At 37.1% G+C, this 12,244-nt stretch carries 14 protein-coding genes; 10 read left to right on the top strand and 4 right to left on the bottom strand.

Features of this window, described 5'->3' with window-relative positions; all coding sequences use genetic code 11:
- Positions 1–79: 79 nt before the first annotated feature.
- From PXG98_RS07485 to PXG98_RS07445, 9 genes are all read left to right on the top strand, one after another.
- Positions 80–1,150 carry a sugar phosphate isomerase/epimerase family protein gene (locus tag PXG98_RS07485; protein ID WP_276390016.1) on the top strand — a complete coding sequence of 357 codons (1,071 nt, stop codon included), beginning with the start codon at positions 80–82 and terminating at the stop codon, positions 1,148–1,150.
- 15 nt (positions 1,151–1,165) lie between these two features.
- On the top strand, positions 1,166–1,951 hold the full coding sequence (locus PXG98_RS07480; protein ID WP_276390015.1) for an SDR family NAD(P)-dependent oxidoreductase: 786 nt from the start codon (positions 1,166–1,168) through the stop codon (positions 1,949–1,951).
- A 183-nt stretch (positions 1,952–2,134) separates the two neighbouring features.
- Complete coding sequence (sqr, locus tag PXG98_RS07475) at positions 2,135–3,379, top strand: type III sulfide quinone reductase, selenoprotein subtype (protein ID WP_276390014.1); 1,245 nt, start codon at positions 2,135–2,137, stop codon at positions 3,377–3,379.
- 22 nt (positions 3,380–3,401) lie between these two features.
- Complete coding sequence (locus PXG98_RS07470; RefSeq protein WP_276390012.1) at positions 3,402–3,710, top strand: TusE/DsrC/DsvC family sulfur relay protein; 309 nt, start codon at positions 3,402–3,404, stop codon at positions 3,708–3,710.
- A 46-nt stretch (positions 3,711–3,756) separates the two neighbouring features.
- Positions 3,757–4,233: a DsrE/DsrF/DrsH-like family protein gene (locus PXG98_RS07465; protein ID WP_276390011.1), complete on the top strand. Its 477-nt coding sequence runs from the start codon at positions 3,757–3,759 to the stop codon at positions 4,231–4,233.
- 174 nt (positions 4,234–4,407) lie between these two features.
- A complete protein-coding gene (locus PXG98_RS07460; protein ID WP_276390010.1) occupies positions 4,408–5,211 on the top strand; it encodes a sulfite exporter TauE/SafE family protein in 804 nt (267 codons plus the stop codon).
- A gap of 123 nt (positions 5,212–5,334) precedes the next feature.
- Positions 5,335–6,750, top strand: coding sequence for an MBL fold metallo-hydrolase (locus PXG98_RS07455; protein ID WP_276390009.1), 1,416 nt, complete (start codon positions 5,335–5,337; stop codon positions 6,748–6,750).
- 112 nt (positions 6,751–6,862) lie between these two features.
- Positions 6,863–7,207 carry a rhodanese-like domain-containing protein gene (locus PXG98_RS07450; protein WP_276390008.1) on the top strand — a complete coding sequence of 115 codons (345 nt, stop codon included), beginning with the start codon at positions 6,863–6,865 and terminating at the stop codon, positions 7,205–7,207.
- A 14-nt stretch (positions 7,208–7,221) separates the two neighbouring features.
- The gene (locus PXG98_RS07445) at positions 7,222–7,491 is read left to right on the top strand and encodes a heavy-metal-associated domain-containing protein (protein WP_276390007.1); all 270 of its coding nucleotides are present in this window, start codon (positions 7,222–7,224) and stop codon (positions 7,489–7,491) included.
- 189 nt (positions 7,492–7,680) lie between these two features.
- Here PXG98_RS07445 and PXG98_RS07440 read toward each other — a convergent pair whose 3' ends face one another.
- The 3 genes from PXG98_RS07440 to PXG98_RS07430 are packed head-to-tail and all read right to left on the bottom strand — an operon-like array spanning position 7,681 to position 10,253.
- On the bottom strand, positions 7,681–8,568 hold the full coding sequence (locus PXG98_RS07440; RefSeq protein ID WP_276390006.1) for a sterol desaturase family protein: 888 nt from the start codon (positions 8,566–8,568) through the stop codon (positions 7,681–7,683).
- Positions 8,565–9,026 carry a monoheme cytochrome C gene (locus tag PXG98_RS07435; RefSeq protein WP_276390005.1) on the bottom strand — a complete coding sequence of 154 codons (462 nt, stop codon included), beginning with the start codon at positions 9,024–9,026 and terminating at the stop codon, positions 8,565–8,567. The genes PXG98_RS07440 and PXG98_RS07435 overlap by 4 nt, the downstream gene beginning before the upstream one ends.
- A gap of 6 nt (positions 9,027–9,032) precedes the next feature.
- Complete coding sequence (locus PXG98_RS07430; protein ID WP_276390004.1) at positions 9,033–10,253, bottom strand: sulfite oxidase; 1,221 nt, start codon at positions 10,251–10,253, stop codon at positions 9,033–9,035.
- 431 nt (positions 10,254–10,684) lie between these two features.
- Between PXG98_RS07430 and trxB the strand changes: the two genes are divergently transcribed.
- Entirely contained in the window at positions 10,685–11,650 is a 966-nt protein-coding gene (gene trxB, locus PXG98_RS07425) for a thioredoxin-disulfide reductase (protein ID WP_276390003.1), read from the top strand.
- Between the two features lie 65 nt (positions 11,651–11,715).
- On the opposite strand, the gene PXG98_RS07420 is transcribed toward trxB, so the two are convergent.
- Positions 11,716–12,162: a hypothetical protein gene (locus PXG98_RS07420; RefSeq protein ID WP_276390002.1), complete on the bottom strand. Its 447-nt coding sequence runs from the start codon at positions 12,160–12,162 to the stop codon at positions 11,716–11,718.
- Positions 12,163–12,244 lie beyond the last annotated feature (82 nt).

The raw sequence follows: 12,244 nt of genomic DNA, 5'->3' as shown, positions 1-12,244 counted from the left end.
AACACAGCTAGGCTTTAAAAGAATGACAGCCTTTTTCATTTAAGGCATATACGCTGTCTATATAATAATTCTACTAACTATGAGGAGGAGAAACTTTCTGAAAAATACAAGTTCTGCAAGTGTAATGGGATTATTAATGCCAAGTTTACCTGTATTTTCATCAGTTTTCAATGAAATGAGATTTGGTATTGCCGAAGCCTCTTATATGCAAAGGCGTTATGCCAAATTAGAAAGTAAAACTTATCCGGCTTTTACCAATTCATTGGAAATGATAGAGTACAGCGCTTCTGTGGGTTTTGGCGGCATGCAATTCAGTGTAAGAGGATGGGATAAGGACTATGCAAAAAAAGTTCGAACTAGGGTTGAAGAGTTGGATGTTTTCCTTGAGGGCCAGATTAGTCTACCAAAGAATAAGGCGGATGTTTCAAGGTTTGAGTCTGAAGTTGAAGGTGCGAAAATAGCGGGCATTGATACACTTAGAACGGCATGTCTCTCTGGTCGGAGGTATGAGACCTTTAAGACCAATGATGCTTTCGTTGAATTTAGAAAAGCATCGGAGACCTCCTTAAAAATGTCGGAGGCTATTGTTAAAAAACATAAGATTAGATTGGCTGTAGAAAACCACAAAGATTGGAGAATTGAGGAAATGCTGCAGGTTTTAAGTAAATTAGACAAGGAGTGGATTGGGGTTACCTTAGATACAGGGAACAATATTGCGCTATTAGAAGATCCGATGGAAGTAGTTAAGGCTCTTGCACCTTATTCCTTTAGTGTACATTTAAAAGACATGGGTATAGAAGAATATGAAGATGGTTTCCTGCTATCGGAAGTTAATCTTGGAGAAGGATATCTGGATATTCCTGAAATGGTGAAAACGATTAAAAGAAGTAATCCAGACATTCGATTCAATCTAGAAATGATTACAAGAGACCCCTTAAAAATTCCGTGCTTAACAGATATTTATTGGGAAACATTTGACAATATTTCCGCAAGTCAGTTTGCTGGGTTTTTACACAACTTAAAAAAGGCCGGCTCAAAGAAGGACCTACCAAATATATCTGGTAATTCCGTTGATGACCGCCTTGCACTAGAAACAAAAAACAACCAATATTCATTAAACTATGCCAAAAATATTCTTGGCTTTAGTTAGAAATAATTAAATAAGATGAAAGATCAAGCTTTACCTGGAGTACAACTATTTCAAATGCCAGGCAGGATTGCCATGATTACTGGAGGGTCTAAAGGATTAGGTTATGCCATGGCGGCTGGCCTGGCTTCGGCCGGTTGCACCCCAATCCTTGTAAATAGAAATTTGGAAGAAGGCTTAGCGGCGGCTAAAAAGTTAGAAGAGGATTATTCTGTTCCCGCTAGGGCTTATGCTGCCAATGTAACAAACTTAATTGAAGTTGAGTCTGTGGTAGAAAAGATTATCGAGGAATTTGGTAAAATTGACGTCCTCATTAATAGTGCTGGGATAAACATCAGAGGAGCCATTGATGAGTTAAGTCCTGAAGATTTTGCCGAGGTCATGAAGGTTAATGTAGAAGGGACATGGAATGCCTCTCGTGCAGTTACTCCAAACATGAAGAAAAACCGATATGGTCGTATAATTAATATGGCTAGTACCCTCGGTCTAGTTGGCCTTGCAAACAGAACACCCTATGCCACCAGTAAGGGTGCAGTGGTTCAAATGACTAGGGCCTTAGGTTTGGAGCTTGCTCCCTTTAATATTACCGTAAATGCCATCTGTCCTGGTCCTTTTTTAACAGAAATGAATATTCCAATAGCAGATACCCCGGAAGCAAAAAATTTTATTGTTGGAGCTACTGCTTTGGCCCGTTGGGGAGAATTAAAAGAGATACAGGGAGCAGCACTCTTTTTGGCAAGTGATGCTGGTAGCTATATGGTAGGTTCTATGCTCACAGTAGACGGCGGATGGACCGCAAAATAATCGATATAACACTTGGCTACGGGATTCTTCTAATATTTTACTAAGGTAAAATCCGTAAAATTTTTTCTTACTACATTCGTCTGTAACCATTGTTACACAAGGGTTTAACCTGATATTTGTCATATAATAATCAGAGTAAGGCATTTACTTTTACATCAATTAATTTAAGTAAAAGGTCTGGTTATGAAGAATCTACTAATTTTAGGAGCAGGCACAGCGGGAACCATGATGGCAAACCATTTAAATTCAAAGCTTCCTGCTGTGGATTGGAATATTTCCATTATTGACGAGTGTAAAACACACTACTACCAACCTGGGTTTTTATTTCTTCCATTCGATATTTATTCTTCTAAGCAGGTTAAGAAAAAGGGCTCAAAGTTTATTCCCAAGAGAGTAAGTTATATACAACAAAGTATTGATAAGATAATTCCAGAAGAAAACAAGGTTTTGCTTAAGTCTGGAGAATCCTGTTCTTATGATATTCTCATAGTGGCCACTGGTACAAAAACGGTTCCAGAGGAGATAGAAGGTATGACTGGTCCGGATTGGAAGAATAAAATTTTCGACTTCTATACTTACGACGGATCCAAGGCGCTAAGAGATAAATTGCGCGTTTGGGAAGGAGGTAAACTGGTAGTCCATATAGCAGAAATGCCTATTAAATGCCCTGTTGCTCCTTTAGAGTTTGCCTTTCTTGCAGATTCTTATTTTAAGAACAAAGGAATTAGGGATAAGGTAGACATAACCTTTGTTACTCCACTTAGTGGTGCATTCACTAAACCCAGGGCAACACAGGCCTTGGATTATTTATTAAAAGAAAAAAATATTAAAGAAGTTACAGATTTTAATATTGAACGGGTAGATTATGAGAATGGAAAAATAGTGGATTATGGCGAAAAGGAAGTAGCCTACGACCTTTTGGTTACGGTTCCCACTAATATGGGAGATCCCTTAATTGAGCGCTCTGGTCTTGGAGATGAATTAAATTTTATCCCTACTCACAAGGCTACCTTACAAACCTTGGCACATAAAAATATTTTTGCCATTGGGGATGCTACAAATTTACCAGCATCTAAGGCCGGGTCTGTAGCACATTTTGAGGCAGAAATATTGACAGACAATGTATTGAGGTTCATTAATGATGATCCTTTAAAAGAAGAGTTTGACGGACATTCGAATTGTTTTATTGAAACCGGAGATGGAAAGGCCCTTTTAATTGATTTTAACTACACCCAAGAGCCAGTAGAAGGATCATTTCCTTTGCCGGGAATAGGACCTTTAAAACTCTTAAAAGAGAGTAAATTAAACCATATGGGAAAGCTTGCTTTTAGATGGGTTTATTGGAACATGCTCTTGAAAGGAGTCCCTATTCCTTTTGTAAGCTCGCAGATGTCTGAAAAAGGAAAACAGATAGAAAAAATTAAATAGGATAAACTTTAAAATAAATAGGATGAAAAAAATAATAGATAATCGCGAAATTGAAGTAAACGAAGAAGGATATCTTGTAGATTTTACAGAATGGGATAGGGAGTTATGCCTTTGTATCGCTGAAGAGCAGGGTATTTCTATGTCGGAAAAGCATTGGGAGGTTGTTACGTATATACAGGACAAATATCAAAAAGAAGAACCTCTGTCAATTCGAGGAATTAAGAAAAGTGGTGTAATCAATATTAAGGAATTCTATGCTCTGTTTCCAGGAGGTCCTCTTAAGAAATCTACATTGATTGCTGGAATTCCAAAACCAAAAAGCTGTATTTAAGGCAGAGCTGGCCTATTTTTTATTGCTAATCCAAAAAAAGTAAGATATGAGTACTACAAAAGTAAAAAAGATGCTTTTTATTCTTTCAAAAGGAACATTAGAGAATGCTTATGCCGCCTTTGTTATGGCGAATGGTGCTAGAATGGAAGGAATTGAATCGGAAATATTTTTCACCTTTTTTGGCTTAGAAGCCATTCAAAAGAAAAAGTTGTTGCACTTGCATACTGCTACCGTAGGTAACCCTGCACTTCATATGCCTACCATGCTGGGTGGACTGCCTGGAGTTGAAGCATTGGCGACTAAAATGATGAAAAGAGAAATGGAAAAACTAGACATGCCTCCTATAGATGAATTTTTAGAAATTCTTTCTGATTCTGGCTGTAAACTGTGGGGCTGTAAATTAGCAATAGATATGTTTCATCTGGAAAGAGAAGATTTGATTGATGAGTTAGATGGAATTTTGACTATTGGTGATTTTTATGGAAGGGCTAATGAAGAGGGTACACATCTTTTGTTTATTTAGTTTTCTTCTGTGAAAGCATTATACGTAATACTGAACATTTACAAAACCTCGATAGTTATATCGAGGTTTTATGTTATGGAATAACTTCCCTACCCGGGATATATAGGCTTGTGTAACTCTGGTTACTGAGCCTCATAATTGATCCTCCTACCTTTGTTCTTCTAATTATTCTATATGGAATATACAGATGTTTGGGGTTATTTCGGGGCAATAATAATAGGACTCGTGCTAGGCCTTATTGGAGGTGGTGGTTCTATTCTTACGGTACCGGTAATGGTATATCTTTTTGGCTTAAACCCTCTTGTTGCTACGGCATATTCTCTTTTTGTCGTGGGGGTTACTTCCATGGTAGGTGCTATCAGAAATATATCGAAGGGCCTAGTAGATATGAGAACTGCAATAATTTTTTCCCTTCCCGCACTTCTAGCAGTCTATTTAACTAGAAGGTTTTTTATCCCAGCCCTTCCTGATACTCTTTTTCAGATTAAGGATTTTGAAATATCTAAGGAGATTGGAATTATGGTTTTTTTCGCCCTAATTATGCTTATTGCTTCCTACTTTATGATTTTTGGGAACTGTAAACATTGCGATAATGATGAAAAGTCTGCCGTTGTATATAATTATCCAATGATAGTTTTGGAAGGAATAATAGTAGGATTTCTTACTGGAATTGTCGGCGCTGGTGGTGGATTTTTAATTATTCCGGCACTAGTCTTATTGGCTAAACTTCCTATGAAAAAGGCAGTGGCAACTTCTCTTTTAATCATAGCTATTAAGTCTCTAATTGGTTTTATTGGGGATGTTGAAAATTTGGCAATGGATTGGATCTTCCTTTTGATTTTCACCCTCTTATCCATTGCAGGTATATTCCTGGGGATTTATCTAAACAAATTCATTAAAGAAAGCAGGTTGAAAAACTATTTTGGTTGGTTTGTCTTCGTTATGGCCGTTTATATACTGTATAAGGAATTAAAATAATAATTAAAGACCTGACTGATATCATATTTTTTAAAAGGTAAATCCACTTTTTTTGTAACAAAAGTAACTGTAGGCCTTAAAAGGTATTTGTAATTTTATTTAAAGAAATTAATTATTAGCGATATGAAAATTGAACAGATTTATACAGGTTGTTTGGCTCATGCGGCCTATTATATAGAAAGTAATGGAGAAGCGGCTGTGTTTGATCCACTGCGAGAAGTGGAGCCATACCTGGTAAGAGCAAGAAAGGACAATGCCAAAATAAAATATGTGTTCGAAACACATTTTCATGCCGACTTTGTGAGTGGGCATTTAGATTTAAAGGAAAAAGCCGGCTCCCAAATAGTGTTTGGCCCTACAGCGAAACCAAGTTATGAAGCAATTGTAGCCAAAGACAAACAGATCTTTGAAGTAGGGGATTATAGGGTTAAAGTTCTTCATACTCCTGGGCACACCATGGAAAGTACTACTTATTTGCTCATCGACGAAAAGGGTAAAGAGCATGGATTAATCACTGGGGATACACTCTTTATTGGAGACGTTGGACGTCCGGATTTAGCACAACATGTTGTTTCTGAATTAACGGAGGAGAAACTCGCAGGACATCTTTATGATTCTTTGAGAAATAGAATTATGCCTTTGTCCGATGATTTAATTATTTATCCAAACCATGGTGCCGGATCGGCTTGTGGAAAGATGATGAGCAAAGAAACAACTGATACCCTTGGGCATCAAAAAAAGGTAAACTATGCCCTTCGCGAAGATATGACCAAAGAGGAATTCATTACTGAACTCCTAAATGGGCTAACAACACCTCCGGGGTATTTTCCGCAAAATGTTTTAATGAACATTAAAGGATATGAAAGTTTGGATACTGTTATACAAAGAGGCGAACGACCGCTTTCCGCAGTGGAATTTGAAATAGAAAAAGAACAAAACGAGGCGGTGATTTTAGATACTAGAAATGCCGAAGATTTTGCCAAATCTCATATTCCTAGCAGTATTAATATTGGGTTAGAGGGCAACTTTGCCCAGTGGGTAGGTGAAATTATACCAGATGTGAATCAAAAGATACTTTTGGTTACTTATCCAGGGAAAGAAGAAGAGGCCATAACCCGACTTTCCAGAGTGGGTTACGATAGGACGATTGGCTTTTTAGAGGGAGGTTTTGAGTCGTGGACAGAAAAAAATAAACCTATAGAAAGAATAAAAAGGATAACACCGGACCAGTTTAAAAAAGCTTACAATGGAGAAGGCCCATTGGTTTTTGATGTACGGAAGAAAAGTGAATTTGATTCTGAACATGTTGTTGGAGCAATAAATGTACCATTAAATGAACTGGAAAATCATCTATGGCAGTTTCCCAAAGACAAACCTTTTGTATTGCATTGTGCTGGAGGTTATAGAAGTATGATAGCAGCCTCCTTGTTGATGAATAATGGTCTGGACGATTTTGTAGATGTCATAGAAGGTTTTGGCGGAATTAAGAAAACGGATACCCCTGTATCCGAATATGTATGCCCTACAACAATGTTGTAGTGTTTTTTTGAAGTTTGTTGGTTGATCAAAAGAGGGAATAATCAAGTATTTTCTTGTTATTCCCTTTTTCGACAAGCCACTTCCTGTTCCAAGTAAACTAAATTTATTAAATATGTCACTTTTACAAACCATTTTTGGTTCTAATTCTCATGAGAACGACCATATAAAGGTTTTGGAAACCGATGCCTTTCGAAAGGCTGTTTCCAATAAAAAGAATCAATTAATTGACCTGCGAACCCCAAAGGAATTTTCGGGTGGGCACCTTACCAATGCCATTAATATAGATTTTTTTGATAAAAAAAAATTTAAAAACGCCTTTGCTAAAATGGATAGAAATAAGCCCGTTTATCTGTATTGTAGATCTGGAAATAGAAGTAGAAATGCCTCTAGGAAGTTAGATCAAATGGGATTTAAGGCGGTCTATGATTTAAAAGGAGGTTTGTTGGCATGGAAATAAAAAAACATTTGAATATGAAAGCTTCTATTATTGTACAAAATTTAAAATGTAGTGGGTGTGCTGCAACTATTCTAAACCGATTAGAAGGTCTTAATGAGGTAAGTGAGATTAGTGTAGACTTAGATACGGCTTCAGTCCATTTTAGCTATTTAAATACTGAAAATGCGATGGAGGTAAAAAAAGTTTTGGCTTCTTTGGGATATCCATCTATAGATTCTAAAAATCCATTTAAATCCAAGGCCAAGTCATACTTTAGTTGTGCAGTTGGAAAAATTTCCAGGTAAACCCGAGTATTGGCTTAGTATAGTCTAATACATGGTCGATACAAATAACTAAGCAGGTGCAAACTCTTTTATTTGTTACTGCTTATTATCTAAGACATACCCATGTTCTATTCAGAAAGGGAAAGTTAAGAAGCATGGTTGATTTCAAGCAAGAAGTATTTAGATAAGTACTAATAATAGTATTAAGACTTAGGTTTTCGTCTGTTTATTTTTATTCCTAAAACCATAGAGATTTTGATGTATAAAGTCTTTTGGAAAGAGCTGATCTCCTGGAAAACCTAATTCTATGGTGCCACTGTCTTCGGGGATATAGTTCGTTTTAAAAATATAGTCCCAAATACTTAGACTAATACCAAAATTAACGCCGTAAGAACCTTTTGGGATAGCTTTGGAGTGATGGTAAAGGTGCATGACCGGGTTGTTTAATACATATTTAAATGGACCCCAACTGAGTTTAATATTAGCATGATTTAAATGGCCAATGCTAATGGCAATAAAATGAACTATATAGGCCTGATCTGGTTCAAATCCACCTAGAATCATTACTCCAAAGACCTTTAATGGTTTATACAAAATGTTCTCCATCCAATGGTACCTTAAATGTGCGGCAAACCCCATTTCCTTTACAGAATGATGTACCTTATGAAAATTCCATAGGAACGAATATTTATGTAATAAAACATGTGTAAACCATTGTACAAAATCAAGGACCACAAAAAATATAAGAAGCTGAAAGAAAACAGCTAAACCGCTCAGGTCAATTATGGCGAAAGATTTTTCGTTTAGGCCGATATCCTTGAAAAAAACGCCCAAAAGACTATAAAAACCACTTATAACAATCGCAAACAAAAAGAAATTAAAAAACATATAGAAGAAGTCTAACCAGAAATCTTTTCTAAAAATAGCCTGTCTTTTCCGCCATGGAAAAAAGATTTCTAAACCCCATACAACAATTGAAATGCCTATAAGGCCCCAAAAATAATTTGTATACCATGGGACTTCGAAAATGATTGAACTCCATGTCCAGTCCAAACTGCCTTTAAATGAAGACACAAAAGCCTCAAAATAACGCCTCATTTTTCTTCTAGTTTATACCAGTTAATATCCTTTAAGACTTCTCTGCGTCCTTTTTTTGTTGGCGGATAGTTAGTTGCCAAATAGTTAATAATGACTACTTCATTTTCACCTAAGTCCCATAAATTCTGAGTCTCTTGCATCCATTTTATGGTTGAAGCCCAGCCTTCTTTACTCATTCTATTCTGCATAATAATTTCTGCTGAATGACAGGACGTACAATTATTTACCACCGTCATGAGTCCGGTAGTATCTTTTAAACCGGTTCTTAAATGAATTCCGTTTTCAATTCTATTTGGATCTTCCAAGTCATAAGATGAATTTTTTGAGTTAGACGAATCCTCCATATTTATCTGTGCTAGCTTGGGGCCAGAATTAATATAGACTACTAGGACTATTCCAAGGATTGCCAATACCAGAATCAACGGCCTAAAAATCTTTTTACTTTTTTCTTTATTCATACTCCACTAGCTTACTTTAACCGCTATTCTATGGCAGGCATTATTTAAATACCCTTTTGGATTCCAACCCGGTAAGAGCATTGGTTGTTTTTTGTCATTACTGTCTGTAGCTCTGGCCCATACCTCGTAATAACCTTTTTTTGGGAACTCAATTTGAGTTTGAAAGTGCTGCCATGCCAGTCTATTTACTGCCTTTTCTAGCTTGCAAGGTTTCCAGGTTGAGCCAAAATCTATAGAATACTCCACCATACGCACAGATAATTCTCCAGCCCAAGCGTGTCCCCTAACATCTAGTTTTTTCTCCATGGAGAAAATTGCTCCTGTCTTGGGATAGGTAATCAATGATTTTACAGGCATAGATTCAATTATACACATATCTTCCTCTTTTACTTTTTCACCTGGTGCTACCGGAGAACATGGCACTCTATAGGAAGAACCTTTCATTTTGGCGCCATCATGTTCAATATTTCGAATACTAAGTCTGTTAATCCATTTTCCGGATACTGAGGCTGGCCATCCTCCTGCTACTAGTCTTAGCGGATAGCCATGTGCCAGAGGAATATCTTCCCCGTTCATCTGAAAAGCAAGTATTGTTTCTTCTTGCAAAGCTTTTCTTAATGGCATTCCTCTGGAAATAGGCTCTTTAGTTGGATCATGACTTAAGTGGATATCCGCTGCGTGATATCCAATATAAACGGCATCGTCCTTAATACCACAGTCGTTTAAAACATCTTTTAGACGCACACCAGTCCATTCGGCACAGGATACAGCCCCTACTGTCCATTGATTTCCTTTGGCAGGAGGATCAAATTCGCTTCGGCCATTCCCACCACATTCCAAGGTAAGTTGATAACTTACTGTTTGAAATTTTGTCTTGAGTTCTTTTAGTGTATATGTCTTTGAAGTCTTTACGGATTCCCCATCTATCTTTAGTTGCCAATCCGAAGCGGATGCGATCTGGGGAATAAGCCCATTATTTCTAATAAACATATATTTATTAGGAGTGATCTTATCATCCAGTAAATGAGCCTTCGCCTCCATATTCCAGGGCTTTCGATTTAATATCGTCATTTCCTGGTCTTTTGCAAACAGCTCAAATGGATCCGTATCTTGAAGTGCCAGTGGGATATAACCTTTGGGTAAGTTTGCACTATAGACTATATCTAATCCCAAACTACTAAGCAGGCCTCCTAAACCTACTTGTTTTACAAATTTTCTTCTTTCCATACGGTCTAAGATTTACTTTAATATTCTAAAATAGGAATTAATTCAGACAAAAGTCCGTAACAATTGTTACGGCGGATAAAATAGTTCTGCATCACAACCAAGAAGCTTGTGGCCTGAATACAGGTTGTACACAATTTATCTAGAGATGTAGATTGGCTGAAACAAATACTTTTATGCCTAGCATTCTGATTGTTCTAATAGTGAGTTTATGTCATTTTAGATGGTTATTAATAGGCTTATTACCTGAAGTCAAAACCAATAATACTCATTAGCTCTTTGATTAATTTAAGGGGTACAGAAGCAAAATTAAGTTTAAATAACAGCTTATTTTTGGTCTATCGCATGGCTAAAAACTTTTGATAACTTTTAAAGTAAGGTTTGGTATGAAAATCCTACTTTTATAGTCTAAAACTTTATTGAATAATTGGATTATGTCAGAAAAAATTGAACGTATTAAAACACTCATATTAGGTTCTGGTCCGGCGGGTTATACTGCGGCTATCTATGCGGCAAGAGCCGACTTAAAGCCTATTATGTATACTGGAATGGAGCCAGGAGGCCAACTTACTACGACTACGGAGGTGGATAACTTCCCGGGTTATCCAGAAGGAATAGATGGGCCTACAATGATGGTTCAACTGCAGCAACAGGCCGAACGATTCGGAACAGAGGTTCGAATAGGTATGGCCACATCGGTTGATTTTAGTGATGAAATAGGAGGGATTCATAAGGTTACGATTGATGACGCTAAGGTGGTGGAAGCGGAAACCGTAATTATCTCTACTGGTGCTACGGCTAAGTATCTTGGGATACCTAGTGAACAAAGGTTGCGTGGTGGTGGTGTCTCTGCCTGTGCGGTTTGTGATGGTTTCTTTTACAAAGGCCAGGATGTGGCAATTGTGGGAGGTGGCGATACTGCTGCAGAGGAGGCTTCTTATCTGGCAAATATTTGTAGGAAAGTCACCATGCTTGTCAGAAAAGATCATATGAGAGCTTCTAAAGCTATGCAACATAGAGTTAATAGTTTAGAGAATATTGAGCTTCGATATAATAGTGAAGTGGATGAAGTTCTTGGGGAACAAGTTGTAGAAGGATTACGCATAGTAAATAATCAAACAGGGGAGAAGGATGAGATTGCTATTACAGGTTTTTTTGTAGCAATTGGCCATAAACCCAATACCGATATTTTTGTGGGACAGTTAGAAATGGATGATACTGGGTATTTAATAACCCACGGAAAGTCTACCAAGACAAGTAAGCCAGGAGTATTTGCAAGCGGTGATGTACAGGATAAAGAATACAGACAAGCGGTTACCGCGGCAGGAACTGGTTGTATGGCAGCTTTAGATGCAGAGCGTTATTTAGCCACAATAGAAGCTCCAGAAGAAGTTTCGTAAGGAAGTATTATAAATGCAAAAAGGCCTCTATTTAAATAGAGGCCTTTTTAGTTTTTTGAATGTAGTTAGTCGATTCTTTTGTAGTTTTCAGAAAACGTTCTTCCTCCGTCGGAATCTAAGAAAATCTGACTGTAGTTATCGTCTTTAAGCCTCAGCTCAAATGTAAAATTTCTTAGCGTATCCAGAGCTTGCATCATTCCATAATCGCCATATTCAATGGTTTCAATCAACTCTGTATCCGTTATGCGATAGGAACCAAAACCAAACCTGCCTATAGTATCATTTGGGTCAGTTCTAGACCACATTACCCTTCCATTATAATACATTTTTACCTGTCTATACCCATTTTGTATGAGAACGGTATCAATGATATCCTCTCCGTCATAACTATAAAAGTTCTGGAGTTCCCAGGTACCTTCCATTGTATGCATCGTGCTCGGTTTTGAAGAGATAGTTGCTGTAGAAATAGTTAGAACAACCATCAATAAAACCAATCCAAGTATTTTTTTCATGGCTTAGTGCTTTATGATTAATCTTAATTATATCTTAAAAGTTACAACTTTTTTTTAAAAGATATGCAAGATTATAGCTAAA

The organism is Eudoraea chungangensis (assembly GCF_029360665.1).
Lineage (GTDB): Bacteria > Bacteroidota > Bacteroidia > Flavobacteriales > Flavobacteriaceae > Eudoraea > Eudoraea chungangensis.
Note: the sequence above shows the minus strand (reverse complement) of the source record. Positions and strands in the feature narration are given on the sequence as shown.